This is a genomic window from Aurantiacibacter sediminis (genome assembly GCF_016019885.1).
GTDB lineage: Bacteria > Pseudomonadota > Alphaproteobacteria > Sphingomonadales > Sphingomonadaceae > Alteraurantiacibacter > Alteraurantiacibacter sediminis.
In genome coordinates, this window is record NZ_JAEANY010000001.1 from 59,445 (window position 1) to 72,947 (window position 13,503).

A 13,503-nucleotide genomic window follows, 5' to 3' on the forward strand; every position below is an offset into this window, starting at 1 on the left:
GTCGCTGGGAGGCCCCTGGCAGCTTGCTGTCAGGGGTCTTTTCCTTTCTGTCGTCCGTCTCGAAGGCTTCGTATGGCCACGCCCTCTACCACTTCCACCACCGCCCGTGCGCTCGCCGTACTGATCGTGATTGTCGCGCTGGGCAGTGTGGCAATGCAAGTAGGGCTGAACATGCGCGACGGAGCGAGCCTTGCGGAAGTGCTGGCAGGGATGAGTCGCTACTTCACCATTCTTACCAATGTGCTGGTGGCCGCGACGTTTGCACTGGTCGCTGCAAACAGAGCCGTTTCGCCGCGTTGGCTGCTATGCATGGCTTCGGCCATTGCCGGGGTCGGAATCGTCTATCATGCAGCTCTGGCGCGATATCTCACCCATGAGGGCTGGGAAATCATCGCCGATCAGGGCGTGCATACCGCCGCGCCGATGCTGACGGTGATGTGGTTTATCGCGCTGATTCCGAAACGCATAGTGCGTTGGCGCGACGTGCCACTCGTCGTGATCTGGCCGATGCTTTATTGCTTCTATGCGCTGGGACGGGGAAGCCTGACGGGTGATTATGTGTACTTCTTCATCGATGCGAATACGCTGAGCGTCACGCAGATGACGGCGAATATCGCCGGGCTGACGGTGTTTTTCGCACTGCTGGGTGCAGCATGCGTCTGGTTCGTAAAATTGCGGCCCGCGCGGCGTTAGAACCAACCTGCATCCTTCAGCGGCGCGACATTTGCACGGCTGACCGGGGCCTCTATGCCATTGTCCAGCACCAACCGTACGTTGCGACCCTCTCGCTTAACATCGGCGACCGAACCGCGCGCGACCCACCAGCTGCGATGGACCTGTTCGCCTTCCATCCCGTCCAACTCTGCCACCGCATCGCGCATTCGCAGCAACACCAATTCACTGCCGAGCGCGGTGTAGGCGCGGACGTAATGGTCCTCCATCTCCAGCGCGATCAGCTGCGTGCCAAGCTCCGGAGGCAGGCGGTCGAGGAAGCGTGCTGGCGAGGGCGTTTCCGTTTGCGACACAATTGTCGAAGGCGTCGAAGCTGGTTCAACAGAGGGCTGCGCCTGCCGCTGGATCAACTGATTTGCCAGCGCGATGAGCGCGCCAATCATCGCCACATAGACATAATGCGTCATAGCAACATCGAGGCCGGGCCAGCCCCACCGCTCCGGTCCGCGCTGGATCATCCACACCACGGCCGCCATGGGAACGGATGAAATCAATACTCCGGCAATTCGCAACGCCCATGCGGGAAGCTGGAGTATCGGCGCGAGGCGCTGGGCGAGAGTGTCGATAGGTGCGTAGAGCGCATATCCCAGCACCGCAAAACCGATCCACACAACCAGCCTTATCGGCAATGGATCGTTGAAGCTGCCGAATGGCCCGATCAGCGCGAGCACCACGCCGATTGCCACCATGGTGGCGAGATCGACCAGCAATCGGCTGACGAAAGGCTTCTGATCGCGCGGCGTGCTCGTGCTCATGGTCGCAAGCCTAGCGCCCGTTCGCGCTTCGTAAAGTGGCAATCAGGCGTAAATCCGCGCTTTTCACGCATGCGCCGCACCGCTGCCGCAAATGGCATTGCCCGCAAATGGGCATGAGGCAGACAGGGTCTCGACACATCACAGGGAGACCTCACATGACAACCGCCACTGCCAATCCGCTGCAATTCTTCAATCCCTTCCACCGCCCCGCAGGCGCGCTGGACCTCGGTCCTTGGATCAAGGGGCTGGTGATCCTGTCGGGCACTTTCATGACGGCCATGTGCGTGCTGGCGATCGGCAAGGCCGCGCTCGGCCTGTCGGGCGACCTGCCGCATCTCAGGCACTTCGTCATCATGTTTCATGTCAGCACCGTGCTGCCCTGCGTGCCGCTGGGTCTTTACCTGCTGCTCGCCCCGAAAGGCACGCCGATGCACAAACAGCTGGGCATGCTGTGGCTCACGCTGATGGTCGTCACCGCACTCAGCACGCTGTTTATCCATGACGGCATGCGCCTGTCCTGGATCCACATTTTCGTGCCGCTGACCCTGCGCGCCGCCTGGCTGACGATTTCCAAGGCTCGCCGTGGCGATATCAAGGGACACCGGAATGAGATTGTGAGCCTTTATCTCGGCGCGCTGATGATCCCCGGCATCTTCGCATTCGTCATCGAAGGCCGCATGATGAACGCCATGCTTTTCGGCTGGGGCTGAGCCTCAGCGTCGCCGCTTGAGCACGATATAAAGCGCACCCTCGCCCCCGTGGCGGCGGTGCGCCTTTCGTATGGCGGCAATATCGGAGGCGTGCTGACCCGCAGCCAGCCAGTCGAGGATTTTCGCGCGGATCGCGCCGCGCTTGCTAGAGCGGTCCGCTGCATCGACCGGGCGCGACTTGCCGGTCACCACCAGCACCAGCCGCGCGCCCATGGCTTTGGCCTGCACAAGCCCGTCATTCAGCCGCACATAGGCCTGATCGAGCGTGTGACCGTGCAGGTCGAGCGAGAAGTCAGGTTCGGTTGCCGTACGCGAAAGTCGGCGCTCCCAATGCGAATCGAGACCGTGGGGAGCTTGCGTTGCAAGCGGTTGTGGTGCGGAAACGGTCTGCGGCCTGTCTCGCACACTGCCGGGAACGGGACGCGGAGTAGCGGGCTGCACAGGCTTCTTCGGTTTGGCCGTGGATGGCGATGCAGGTTTGACAGTTTGCCGACCGGGATGCAGCGGCGTGACCGTGCTCGCGACCTTGTTCCATAGCGCAGCCTCTTCGGGCGAAAGGCCGCGCGGTGCGCTCATCGGCTGAGGCGTGCAGCAGAGGCGTGTGGCAGCAGAATTACGGCCGGGCCGCGCCCGCTCATGCCGCCGGCGATCTCACGTGCTTCTGCGCCGCCACCCCAGAAAGTGTCGAAGCGATTGGCCCCACGAATCGCTCCGCCTGTGTCCTGCGCGATCCAGATGCCGTCTGCGACGTCACGGTCGAGATCGAGCAGCACCGGTGCGCCATAAGGCACATATTTGGGATCGACTGCGACGGCGTTGCGCGCGCGCACGGGCACGCCGATCGAGCCGATGGGCCCCTCGCCTTCCAGCTCGCGGAAAAACACCCAGCTTTCATTGAGGCGCATCAGCTCCGCGCCCTCTTGAGGGTTCTCGCGGATATATTGCATGATGCCCTGCATCGATCCGGCAAATTGGCCCGGCCCGTCTCCCAGCAGGCCACGCTCCCGCATTACGCCGCCAATGCCGGTGTAGGCATGACCATTCTGATTGGCATAGCCGATGCGGATGATCTCGCCGGTCTGCGGATCACGAATGCGGCCAGAACCCTGGATCTGCAGGAAGAAGAATTCGACCGGATCGCTGGCATAGGCGAGCACCTCAGAACTGCCATCGAGCGCGCCCTGCTCGATCTCGGCCCGTGTATAATGTGGCACGCAGCCTCCGTCCGGCGTGCGGCGGCTGAGAGGCGCGCGACCGGTGCGCTCGCGTTCGGGAATATCGTCTCGCCAGCAGCGTTCCAGATCACGCGGCGGGGCATAGACCGGCACATCGCCGGCCGAACGGCGGGTGCGGCTGCCGAGAATTTCGGGCTCGAAATAGCCGGTCGCAAAGGCGCTGCCATCGCCCACGCGAACTGGCACGAATTGGGTCGCAAAGAATTCGGCTGCGCGTTCGCGGGGCCATTCTGTTGCAGCATTGCACGGCGCTTCCCAATCCTCAGTACGCGTGAGGCCGGACTGGTCCTCGCGGCTGGTCGCAACGCGACATGACAGGCGAAACGCGTCAAAATCGGCGCGCAATTCGCTTCCGGAAATGCTCGCGAAAGATAGCGCGGGCACCTGCACTGCGCCCATGGCCGCAGCCGTTGCACCAGCAGGCGGAACAGGGCCAGGTCCGTCAGTTGCAGGAATCACCCGTGCGCATGCAGCAAGCAGGCCGATCGCACATAATGGGAGGAGGTGGCGCAGTTTTCTCACGCCGCCATTGCTATCAACCAGCGTCGGTCTCGTCGAGCAGCCAATTCGGATCGCTCGAGCGCGTATCGCGGCTGAAAGTCCAGATATCGCGGCTTTCGATCGCATCGTCGAGCGAGCCGGCCACCACATTGCCATCCTTGTCGCGCGTCACGCTGGCGATATCGGCCACGAAACGCACGGCGATGCGGGCAATCTTGCCGTCGAGCACGGCGGAATGGACCGTCTCATCTTCGATGCGGATCAGGCGATTGTCGAGCTTCAGGCCATTGGCCTCGCGATCATCGATTGCAGCGACGAAGCTTTCGTAGACATCGTCATCGCACAGATCGCGCAGCTCTTCCTTGTCGCCGCGCCAGAAGGCTTCGAGCACGAGCTCGTAAGCACCCTTCGCGCCTTCCAAGAAAGGCAGCAATTCAAAGCTGCGATCGGCGGCCTGAATGTCACGCAGGCCGGATTCGATTGCGGGGGAGAAGCCTGCGATGGCACGTTCGGTGCGCGCGGGTTCACCGGCGGGAGCGGCAGCATTCTGCTGCGCATCTGCTTCGGCATCGGCTTCCTGCTGGGCGCGTTCCAGCCGGTTGGCAATCAGCTCCTCCTCATGCTCGGCCTTGCGGCCCAGCACGGAATACAGACGCATGCCCAGAAAGGCTGCAATCATGGCGAGGATGACGATTTCCCAAATCACGCGATAAATTTCCCACTTCTTCCCTGCACTTTTCGAACGCCGAAGCGCTGCCCGCAGGATTACAACTTATGTGGACCAGATAAGTGCCAATAGCAAATGGACAAGGCCGACTTAAGGCTTGCTGAAGGAGACAGATACCGTCTCATCGTAAATAGTCAGAAAATCACGCGCGGCTGAGCAATTCATTGCGTTGAAACGCATGGCCAAGGGTGATAGGCGCGCAGCCGGATTACCATAGCGCCCAATCACCGCATTTGCGGCGCAAAAACAGACAGCGAAAGAATACAGATCATGGCCGATGAAGGCGACGTCCTGAAGAACCTCGATGATGGCAATGCCGCAAATGCCGGCAATGGCGCAGACAACCAGCCGGTGGCGGGTATCGTCTCGCAATATGTAAAAGACCTCTCGGTCGAAAACCCGAAAGCGCCGGAAAGCTTCAAATGGCGCCAGCAGCCCGAAATGGACGTGCAATTCAATATCGCCGCTCGCCAGATTTCGGACGAGCTGAGCGAAGTCGAACTGAAAGTCACCGCAACCAGCAAGACGTCGGAAGGCACGGCCTATATCGTCGACCTGTCCTATTGCGGTCTTGTCGGCATGCGCAACCTGCCTGAAGAACAGCAGCACGCTTTCCTCTATGCAGAGGCTCCGCGCATCCTGTTCCCTTTCGCGCGCCGTGTGATTTCGGATGCCGTGCGCGATGCAGGCTTTACTCCGCTGATGCTCGATCCGATCGACTTCAACGGCCTCTATGTGCAGCAGCTGCAGCAGAAGCGCGCGCAGGAAGCGGCGGCCGGTCAGGCACCCGCGCCCGGCGGCGAAGGCTAAGCCACCACAGATGAAGCGGGCCAGCGAGCAATGAGCCTGCTCAAGAATGTCGGCACGATCGGCTCGCTGACGATGGTCAGCCGGGTCGCCGGGATGGCGCGCGAGATGATTTTCTCGCGTGTCCTCGGCGCGAATGAAGTGACCGATGCTTGGTTTCAGGCGCTGATCATTCCCAACGTATTCCGCCGCCTGTTTGCGGAAGGCGCATTCTCGGCGGCTTTCGTGCCGATGTTCTCGAAGCGCCTGCATTCGGGCAAAGGCGGTGCGGAGAATATGGAAGCTGCGCGCACGTTCTCGCAGGACGTGATAAGCGTCTTCGTGCCCGTTCTGATCGCGCTGACGGCGATTTTCGAAATCGCTATGCCGGGTGTGATCTGGTTGCTCGCAGACAAACCTGTCGATCCGACAAGCTTCGACTATTCGGTCGATTTCGCGCGGATCATGTTTCCGTATATTTTCCTGGTCAGCATCGTCACGCTGCTGACAGGCATGCTGAATTCGGTGAGCCGCTTCGGGCCCGGCGCAAGTTTTCCGATCATCCTCAATCTCGTGCTGATCGGCACTCTGCTTTATGTCGAGACGACCGGGCTTGGCGTGGAAGCGATGGGCTATATCGTCGCCTGGGCCGTGCCTGCGGCGGGAGTGTTGCAGCTCGGCTGGCTGGTATACTGGGCGCATGTGGAGGGCTTTCGCCCGCGCTGGATCACCCGCCCGCGCCTGACGCCGGAGGTTAAGCGGCTTGGCATTATCGCCCTGCCTGCCGCCATCGGGGGCGGCGCCTACCAGATCAATACGCTGCTGCAGGTCTATTTCCTCAACCAGCTGGATGGCAGCACGGTGAGCTGGATGAATTATGCGGACCGGCTGAACCAGCTGCCGTTAGGCATCATCGGCATCGCGCTTTCCACCGCGATCCTGCCGAGCCTATCGAAATTCATCGGCGCGAAAGACGACGCAGGCGCGGCGCGCATCCAGTCGAACGCAATCGAGCTGGGCATGTTGCTGACGATCCCTGCGGCTGTGGCGCTGGCGATTTGTTCAGAGGCGTTCATCACCATCATCTTCCAGGGCGGACGCTTCACCATGGAAGATGCGGCCATGTCGGGCCGTATCCTCGCGATCCTCGTGCTCGGCCTCCCCGCTTACGTGCTGGTGAAAGTGCTGGTGCCTAGCTTCTACGCCCGGTCGGACACCAAGACACCGGTCTATGCCGCCTTCGCCGCGCTGGCTGTGTTCATTGGGTTCAACGTCGCTTTCCTGCAGCGCTTCGGCGTGGAAGGCGTCGCGGCAGCCTCTGCCATCGGCGCGTGGCTCAATGCGGCGATCCTTTACACCGTGCTTCGCTTACGCGGATATTACCGGGCGGACTGGGCCCTGATCGGGCGCGTAGCGCGACAGTTGATCGCCGCCGCCGCCATGGGCGTCGCGCTGTATTACGCACAGGACTATCTCGCCGATTATTACGCGGCTGGCCTCTTTGCCCGTCTCGTGGCAGTAGGCGCGCTCGTCGGCTGCGCTGGCATCGTTTATTTCGCCGTGGCCTTTGCCATCGGCGCAGTCAGCCGGGATCGGCTGAAAGCCTACACCAAGAAGAGAGTGCCCGAAGCATCATGATCGTCGTTTCCGGAATCCAGCCCACCGGCAAGCCGCATCTCGGCAATTACCTCGGTGCGATCCGCAATTACGTGAAATTGCAGGATGAGGCGCATGCGAGCGGCGGCAAATGCTTCATCTTTCTGGCAGACCTGCACGCGATCTCCATGCCGCATGACCCGGCAGAGCTGCATGCCAGCACGCTGGAAATGGTCGCGACACTGGTCGCGTGCGGGCTCGATCCTGCGAAGTCGGTGCTCTTCAACCAGGCGCAGGTGCCGCAGCATGCAGAACTGCAATGGCTGCTAATGGGCACGGCGCGCATGGGCTGGCTCAACCGCATGACGCAGTGGAAAGACAAGGCCGGCAAGAATCGCGAAGGCCAGTCGGTCGCGCTGTTCGGCTACCCGGTGCTGCAGGCCGCCGACGTGCTGCTGTATCAGGCCACCCATGTCCCGGTGGGCGAAGACCAGAAGCAGCATCTGGAGCTGGCGCGCGACATTGCGCAGAAGTTCAACAATGATTTCGCTTCGGAAGACGCGCCCGTCTTCACCCTGCCCGATCCCTACATCCCGGAAGAGGCAGCGCGGATCATGTCCTTGCGTGATGGCTCGAAGAAAATGAGCAAGTCCGATCCTTCGGATATGAGCCGGATCAGTCTGACCGACGATGCCGACACGATGGCGCAAAAGATCAAGAAGGCAAAAACCGATCCTGAGCCGTTGCCCAGCGAAATGGCTGGCCTTGCCGATCGCCCCGAAGCGCTCAACCTCGTGAGCATTTACGCCGCGCTGCAAGGCTCAAGCCCGCAGGCGGTGCTAAATGAATTTGGCGGCGAAGGCTTCGGCAAGTTCAAGCCCGCTATGGCGCAACTGCTGGTGAGCACGCTCGGCCCGATCCGCGATCGCTTCGTCGAGCTGAAGGAAGATCGCGAAGCGCTGGACGCCATTCTGGCGCGCGGTGCATCGCAGGCCCGCGAAGCGGCGGCTCCCACTCTTGCTGCCGCGTACACCGCGCTCGGCCTTGTGAGAGGCTGACGGAACCATCCAACCCCCTGAATCGTAAACATTTGTCAATGGCTTGGTTCAAGGCATATTCAGCACGCCCTTGATAAACACCGGGTCATCGTAGACATTATTGAGCGCAGAGTCGGGCATGCTTCCGGCTGCGCAAGGGACTGGAAGAGGTTTATTATGGCCCGTACAAAGGCGCGTATGCGCAACCTGAAATTGGCAGCTGTGCCTGCCCTCGCGCTGGCACTTGCAGCTTGCGCATCACCTTTCCGCGCCGATGTTTCGCGCTTCGAAAGCCAGCTTCCGGCACCGCAGGGGCAGAGCTTTTATGTCGTGGCCGATGATCCTGCTCTCGCAGGCGGCCTCGAATTCTCGCTGTATGCAGATGAAGTTGAAGAGGAAATGGCCTCGCTCGGCTACACCCAGGCAGCCACGGCAGAAGATGCCAGCCTGCTGGTCCGCTTCGACTATGGCGTAGACAATGGCCGCGAGCGTGTTCGCTCCACAGGCTTCCGCAATGATCCGTTCTTCAGCCCTTGGCGCACTTTCTCGCGCCGTGTGGCTTACCGCGATCGCCGCGGCCGCTTGCGGGTCGCTTACGTGCCGACCCGTCGCTGGGGCTATGGCTGGCAGGATCCGTTCTTCGGCGGCAATGACATTGTCAGCTACACGATTTTCACCAGCGGCATCGATTTGAAGATTGACGATGCTGCCACGGGTGAGCGTCTGTTCGAAGGCAATGCCCAGGCCGTATCGCAATCCAATCGCTTGCAATATCTCGTGCCGAACCTGGTGGAGGCGATGTTTACCGACTTTCCCGGCAATTCGGGAGAAACGGTACGCATTTCGATCGCTCCGGAAGACCGCGCAGAACGGCGGGGCGACTGATCGGAACGACTTTATCGAGTAGAAGAAGGGCCTCCATCGCGGGGCCCTTTTTTTATTGCGCGTCTAAAGCTTCCCGTGACCACCCGTCGAACCGAAGCCGCCTTTACCGCGCACGGTTTCGCTCAATTCGTCGACCTCTTCCCATGCTGCCAGTGTGACTGGAGCCAGCACCAATTGCGCGATCCGGTCTCCGCGCTCGATGGGGAAATCGTCATCGCCGAGATTGATCATGATGATCTTCAGTTCGCCCCGATAATCGGAATCGATCGTACCGGGCGTGTTGGGCAGAGTGATGCCATGCTTCAGCGCGAGGCCGGAGCGGGGGCGCACTTGCACTTCATATCCATCGGGAATGGCAATTGCGAAGCCGGTCGCGACCGCGTGGCGCTGGCTTGGCCGAAGCGTCAGGCTCTCAGCGGCGACCACATCCATGCCCGCGGCACCGGTGCTTGCGTAAACCGGAAATTCGAGGCCGTGGCCATGCGGCAGGCGCTTGATCTGCACCGGTACTTTATCAGGCATCCTCGGTCAGTCTTTCGGCAATCTGGGTGACGAGCTTCATCGCCACGGTCTGCTTGGTCATTTCGTCCCAGTGCTCGACCTTGCCTTCACGCACAAGGTGGATCTGGTTGTCATCACCACCCATCACGTCTTCGGAGACATCATTGGCGACGATCCAGTCCACGCCCTTGCTCTTGCGCTTCTTGCGGGCATTTTCGACGACATCGTCGGTTTCCGCAGCAAAGCCAATCAACAGTTCGGGCCGGTCGGTGCTGGCGGCGACGCCTGCGAGGATATCGGGGTTTTCAGCGAGGATAAGTGCAGGCGGGGCAGAACCACGCTTCTTGATCTTCTTTTCGATGTAATCGCGCGGACGCCAGTCGGCGACGGCAGCGACCATGATCGCGACATCGGCGGGCAGAGCTTTCTTCACAGCATCGGCCATGTCCTGCGCGCTGCCGACATCGATCCGGTCGACGCCCAGCGGCGTGCGAAGGTTTACAGGGCCGGAGACGAGCGTGACTTTCGCGCCGGCAGCAGCGGCGGCGGCAGCGATGGCATAGCCCTGCTTGCCGCTCGACCGGTTGGCGAGATAGCGCACCGGATCGATCGGCTCGTGCGTAGGCCCGGCAGTGACGAGCACGTGCTTGCCGTAAAGCGGGCGCTTCTTCGGATCTTCGTCGAATGCCGGCTGGCCTTCTAGCGGATCGAATTCGTCGAATGCGGGGCCAAGGCCGCCTTCCGACGGTGCATCGACCGGATTGACCGTGCCGCGCGCCATCGGGCCGACGGGCGCCGCGGCATCTTCGCCTTCGAATGGCTGCGGGGCCTGCTGGCGGGCATTGACTTCGTGATTGATCGCCTCGCGGTCTGTCGGCGGCGCGGCGCTGGCCTTGCCCTTCTTTGCAAAGAGATGTTCTGCGCCGGACAGATCGGGTTCGGGCAATTCGGGGCCAGGTACGATGCCTTCGGGCAGTTCCATATCGGCATATGCGTCGTCGTCGAAATCGTCCTGCTCTTTGGCCGCTGCGCGCGGGATGATATTGCCGAGTAGGCCGCCAAGGCCCATGCCGCCATCTTCGCCTTCATCCTCTTCGCCCACCTCAACATCATTGCGGCGAGCGAGGTAGGCGGCGATGTCAGTGCTGGCGGCTGCTGCATCGAGGCCGAGCGCATCGGCGATTTCAAGGAACACGGCTTCTGGCTCTGGCAGGCGACCGGGGCCGAATTCACCGCAGGCCATGCTGCCCATATCGGGCTCCATCACATTGACGCCGATATCGCGCAGGGTCTGCACGTTGCGCATGGTTGCTTCATGCTGCCACATTTTCACATTCATGGCAGGCACCGTCATCACCGGCGTATCGGTGGCGAGCAGCATCGTGGTGGCAAGATCATCGGCAATGCCCGCTGCCATCTTGGCGAGCAGGTCTGCCGTCGCGGGGCAGACGACGACAAGGTCGGCTTCGCGCGACAACTGAATGTGGCCGATCTCGGCCTCGTTCTTCAGATCCCAAAGCGTGGTGAAAACCTGGTTGCCGGAAAGCGCGGCGAGCGACATCGGCGTGACGAATTGCGCCCCGCCTTCGGTCAGCACGCAGGACACATCGGCCCCGCCCTTTTTGATAAGGCGGACCAGTTCGCAACTCTTGTAAGCGGCGATACCGCCACCCACGACAAGCAGGATGCGGGGATTGGTCGAGATGTCCTGTTCTCCGTCCTTGTTGATGCGCTGCTGGAGCACGGTTCTCACCCGTTAATAGTCCAAGCAAGCGCCTTCGCAAATGATGGTTAAGATAGTGTTGGTTTTTGCCCGCGCGCAGCAGTGAAAAGATCGACCACCGCGCGCGGCGCGAAGGCGAGGCCCGCAAGGTAGATTGGGAGGGTCAATTGCACCCAATAGAAATTCTCCGGCCGGGCGAATAGCGCCATCGCGGTGAAGAAGCCGGTGAACCAGATCGCCGCGAAAAGCCCCATGGTGCGGCCAAGCCCGATCCAGCCCAACAGCGGAAGGATCGCCAGCGGCACCGCCAGCCACAGCGGGAACAGCAGGAGGACAGTCAGTCTGGATAGCGCCGTCAGCGGCAGGATCGGTCCGGCAAGGGCATTCCACCCTTGCGAGGCGACATCGCCCGGCAGGCGCTGCGCCTCGACACCCAGATAATGCAGATACATGCCGACGCCGAAAAGGGCGAGCAGCAGGCCGATACCGACCGCTTCGCTCCAGCGCCTCTGTAACAGCGCAAAGGCGAGCCAGAGAAATACGAAAGGTGCGGCAAGTTCGCGCACCGCGAGGGCCATGCCTGCCAGCAAGAGCGCGGGCCACCAGCGATGCGGGCGGTACGAAGCAAAGGCGAGCGATAGGAGCAGGCCGGCGACGATTTCGTGGATCAAATAGGCTTCGGGAATAATTACCCCGGCGCCGCCAAACAGCATCGCGATCCCTGCGCCCGCCCGTTCTACGGGCAGAACCTGACCTTTCAGCCGCGCCATGAACAGGAGGATGGCGATAGGCAGCAAAGCTTTCAGCGTCAGGCTGACTGCCTGTGTCCCAATAGTCGCATGGAGTATCGCAAGCGTTGGCGGGCGAACGGTGACGAAGGGGCGCGTCGGATAATTGCCGCTGCGCTGCTCATCCATCGCGGCGGTATAATAATCCTCCCCTGCAATCACCCGATCCGAAATGCGGCTGTAAAGCGCGAGGTCGCCATCACCCTCCTCCAGCTCAACCTGCTCGGTTGCGGGTCCCTGATGGGCTCCGCTGCTCATATTGGGAGCGAGAACCGCCCACACCATCAACGCGCCGAGCAAGAGACACAGGAATGCAGCCGCCGCGCGTGGCAAATGGCGCAGCGGTCGGTCCAGACCGTCCCACCAGCCAATCGGATCGCGCGCAATGCTCATGGTATCGACTGTGAACCGGGAAGCTTGCCGCCTCAATGTCCGCGCGCCGAATTCCACAGGCTAGAAAACGCACGCGGCACCATGGCGAGGCCGACGAACCACACCGGCATTACGATCAGCGCCCAGTAGAAGTTGTTGTCACGCCCGGCGATCATGAACAGCACGCCGTAGCCGAGGCACAGCAGGAAACCGGTCAGTCCGAACCAGCTGCGCCAGCCCGCCCAGCCGAGCAGCGGCAGCAGCGCTAACGGTGCGGCGATAAAAGGCGGCAGGAGATAAAGCGGACTGGAGAGCACGATATTGGCCGTCCACCCGCCAAGACCGCGCAGGGACAACCAGCCGGGCGATGCGGGGTCTGCCTGGGTGGTGACAGCGCCGACCGCGAGCAGATGCATGGTCAGCGCCGCGCCGAACACAAGCACCAGCGCGCCCCACGCGGCGGCCTCCGCCCGTTTGCCGCGCGTCAGGGCGATGGCGCCCATAAGCAGGATGAAAGGCAGGGCCAGTTCGCGGATAAACACCGCAAGCGCTGCGGCGAGCACTGCCCAGATCCATCGCTCTGGCCGGTACAGCCCGATCGAGAGCGCAATCAGCATGCCTGCCCAGACTTCATGCAGGGCAAGATATTGCGGCTTCAATCCGCTGACCGATCCGATCACCAGCAACAGAAGCAGATAGCGAAGACGCCCCGGCCCGCCCTGCACATCGCGCAGACGGAAATGCCAAGCCGTAACCGTTGCGATACCCAGAATTATGGCGAGAACGATCAGCCCGCCCTGCCCGACAAACGCGGTAATGTGCGCGAGCGTTGGCAGGCGCACCGCTAACCCCGGGCGCACCGGAAAGTCGCGCGCGCGCTGTTCCTCGACCGCCACTTCATAATAGTTTTCGCCAGCAGCAACGCGCTCGGCGATACGGTCGTAAAGCTGCAGATCGGTGTCGCGAGGGACTTCGCCCTGCACATCCTCGGCGCGCTCTTCCTTCAGCTCGACAGGAGTAGCATCGGCAGGGGCGGTTACATCCAGCCCTGCCTGCGTGTCCTGCGCAGTAATCGCCGCAGCGATCAGCACGGCAGCCACCAGCGCGAGCGCCAGCATCGCCGCACCCGGCGCCCAATGCGCAAACCTGTCCCAC

The 13,503-nt window shown here is 61.8% G+C and carries 14 protein-coding genes; 6 read left to right on the top strand and 8 right to left on the bottom strand.

Features of this window, described 5'->3' with window-relative positions; genetic code table 11:
• The first annotated feature begins 72 nt into the window (after positions 1 to 72).
• Positions 73 to 693, top strand: coding sequence for a Pr6Pr family membrane protein (locus I5L03_RS00305; RefSeq protein WP_197919684.1), 621 nt, complete (start codon positions 73 to 75; stop codon positions 691 to 693).
• Here the strand turns inward: I5L03_RS00305 and I5L03_RS00310 are convergent.
• Positions 690 to 1,487 carry a LytTR family DNA-binding domain-containing protein gene (locus tag I5L03_RS00310; protein WP_197919685.1) on the bottom strand — a complete coding sequence of 266 codons (798 nt, stop codon included), beginning with the start codon at positions 1,485 to 1,487 and terminating at the stop codon, positions 690 to 692. The genes I5L03_RS00305 and I5L03_RS00310 overlap by 4 nt on opposite strands.
• A gap of 155 nt (positions 1,488 to 1,642) precedes the next feature.
• On the opposite strand from I5L03_RS00310, the gene I5L03_RS00315 reads away from it, so the two are divergent.
• Positions 1,643 to 2,197: a DUF2306 domain-containing protein gene (locus I5L03_RS00315; protein ID WP_197919687.1), complete on the top strand. Its 555-nt coding sequence runs from the start codon at positions 1,643 to 1,645 to the stop codon at positions 2,195 to 2,197.
• A 3-nt stretch (positions 2,198 to 2,200) separates the two neighbouring features.
• Here the strand turns inward: I5L03_RS00315 and I5L03_RS00320 are convergent, their stop codons facing one another.
• From I5L03_RS00320 to I5L03_RS00330, 3 genes are all read right to left on the bottom strand, one after another.
• Positions 2,201 to 2,773 (bottom strand): Smr/MutS family protein, encoded by a 573-nt coding sequence (locus I5L03_RS00320; RefSeq protein ID WP_197919688.1) that lies wholly within the window; start codon positions 2,771 to 2,773, stop codon positions 2,201 to 2,203.
• The gene (mltA, locus tag I5L03_RS00325; RefSeq protein WP_325099997.1) at positions 2,770 to 3,891 is read right to left on the bottom strand and encodes a murein transglycosylase A; all 1,122 of its coding nucleotides are present in this window, start codon (positions 3,889 to 3,891) and stop codon (positions 2,770 to 2,772) included. The genes I5L03_RS00320 and mltA overlap by 4 nt, the downstream gene beginning before the upstream one ends.
• Positions 3,892 to 3,967: 76 nt before the next feature.
• A complete protein-coding gene (locus tag I5L03_RS00330; protein WP_197919692.1) occupies positions 3,968 to 4,639 on the bottom strand; it encodes a Tim44/TimA family putative adaptor protein in 672 nt (223 codons plus the stop codon).
• A 291-nt stretch (positions 4,640 to 4,930) separates the two neighbouring features.
• On the opposite strand from I5L03_RS00330, the gene secB reads away from it, so the two are divergent.
• From secB to I5L03_RS00350, 4 genes are all read left to right on the top strand, one after another.
• Entirely contained in the window at positions 4,931 to 5,470 is a 540-nt protein-coding gene (gene secB / locus I5L03_RS00335; protein WP_197919694.1) for a protein-export chaperone SecB, read from the top strand.
• A gap of 30 nt (positions 5,471 to 5,500) precedes the next feature.
• Positions 5,501 to 7,084, top strand: a complete 1,584-nt coding sequence (gene murJ, locus I5L03_RS00340) for a murein biosynthesis integral membrane protein MurJ (RefSeq protein ID WP_197919696.1) — start codon at positions 5,501 to 5,503, stop codon at positions 7,082 to 7,084.
• Positions 7,081 to 8,100 (top strand): tryptophan--tRNA ligase, encoded by a 1,020-nt coding sequence (trpS, locus tag I5L03_RS00345; protein WP_197919697.1) that lies wholly within the window; start codon positions 7,081 to 7,083, stop codon positions 8,098 to 8,100. The genes murJ and trpS overlap by 4 nt, the downstream gene beginning before the upstream one ends.
• A 156-nt stretch (positions 8,101 to 8,256) precedes the next feature.
• Positions 8,257 to 8,964: a DUF4136 domain-containing protein gene (locus I5L03_RS00350; protein ID WP_197919698.1), complete on the top strand. Its 708-nt coding sequence runs from the start codon at positions 8,257 to 8,259 to the stop codon at positions 8,962 to 8,964.
• A gap of 63 nt (positions 8,965 to 9,027) precedes the next feature.
• On the opposite strand, the gene dut is transcribed toward I5L03_RS00350, so the two are convergent.
• The 4 genes from dut to I5L03_RS00370 are packed head-to-tail and all read right to left on the bottom strand — an operon-like array spanning position 9,028 to position 13,466.
• The gene (gene dut, locus I5L03_RS00355) at positions 9,028 to 9,486 is read right to left on the bottom strand and encodes a dUTP diphosphatase (RefSeq protein ID WP_197919699.1); all 459 of its coding nucleotides are present in this window, start codon (positions 9,484 to 9,486) and stop codon (positions 9,028 to 9,030) included.
• Positions 9,479 to 11,209, bottom strand: a complete 1,731-nt coding sequence (locus I5L03_RS00360; protein ID WP_325100096.1) for a bifunctional phosphopantothenoylcysteine decarboxylase/phosphopantothenate synthase — start codon at positions 11,207 to 11,209, stop codon at positions 9,479 to 9,481. Before I5L03_RS00360 ends, dut begins: the two co-directional genes overlap by 8 nt.
• Positions 11,210 to 11,256: 47 nt before the next feature.
• Positions 11,257 to 12,369, bottom strand: a complete 1,113-nt coding sequence (locus tag I5L03_RS00365) for a hypothetical protein (RefSeq protein WP_197919700.1) — start codon at positions 12,367 to 12,369, stop codon at positions 11,257 to 11,259.
• 32 nt (positions 12,370 to 12,401) lie between these two features.
• Positions 12,402 to 13,466 carry a hypothetical protein gene (locus I5L03_RS00370; protein WP_197919701.1) on the bottom strand — a complete coding sequence of 355 codons (1,065 nt, stop codon included), beginning with the start codon at positions 13,464 to 13,466 and terminating at the stop codon, positions 12,402 to 12,404.
• Positions 13,467 to 13,503 lie beyond the last annotated feature (37 nt).

Excerpts from the sequence above, each read along its gene's own strand:
- I5L03_RS00365 (WP_197919700.1), bottom strand. The coding sequence starts at position 12,369 with ATGAGCATTGCGCGCGATCCGATTGGCTGGTGGGACGGTCTGGACCGA.
- I5L03_RS00310 (WP_197919685.1), bottom strand. The coding sequence starts at position 1,487 with ATGAGCACGAGCACGCCGCGCGATCAGAAGCCTTTCGTCAGCCGATTG.
- murJ (WP_197919696.1), top strand. The coding sequence starts at position 5,501 with ATGAGCCTGCTCAAGAATGTCGGCACGATCGGCTCGCTGACGATGGTC.
- I5L03_RS00370 (WP_197919701.1), bottom strand. The coding sequence starts at position 13,466 with ATGCTGGCGCTCGCGCTGGTGGCTGCCGTGCTGATCGCTGCGGCGATT.
- secB (WP_197919694.1), top strand. The coding sequence starts at position 4,931 with ATGGCCGATGAAGGCGACGTCCTGAAGAACCTCGATGATGGCAATGCC.
- I5L03_RS00305 (WP_197919684.1), top strand. The coding sequence starts at position 73 with ATGGCCACGCCCTCTACCACTTCCACCACCGCCCGTGCGCTCGCCGTA.
- trpS (WP_197919697.1), top strand. The coding sequence starts at position 7,081 with ATGATCGTCGTTTCCGGAATCCAGCCCACCGGCAAGCCGCATCTCGGC.
- I5L03_RS00350 (WP_197919698.1), top strand. The coding sequence starts at position 8,257 with ATGGCCCGTACAAAGGCGCGTATGCGCAACCTGAAATTGGCAGCTGTG.
- I5L03_RS00315 (WP_197919687.1), top strand. The coding sequence starts at position 1,643 with ATGACAACCGCCACTGCCAATCCGCTGCAATTCTTCAATCCCTTCCAC.
- dut (WP_197919699.1), bottom strand. The coding sequence starts at position 9,486 with ATGCCTGATAAAGTACCGGTGCAGATCAAGCGCCTGCCGCATGGCCAC.
- I5L03_RS00320 (WP_197919688.1), bottom strand. The coding sequence starts at position 2,773 with ATGAGCGCACCGCGCGGCCTTTCGCCCGAAGAGGCTGCGCTATGGAAC.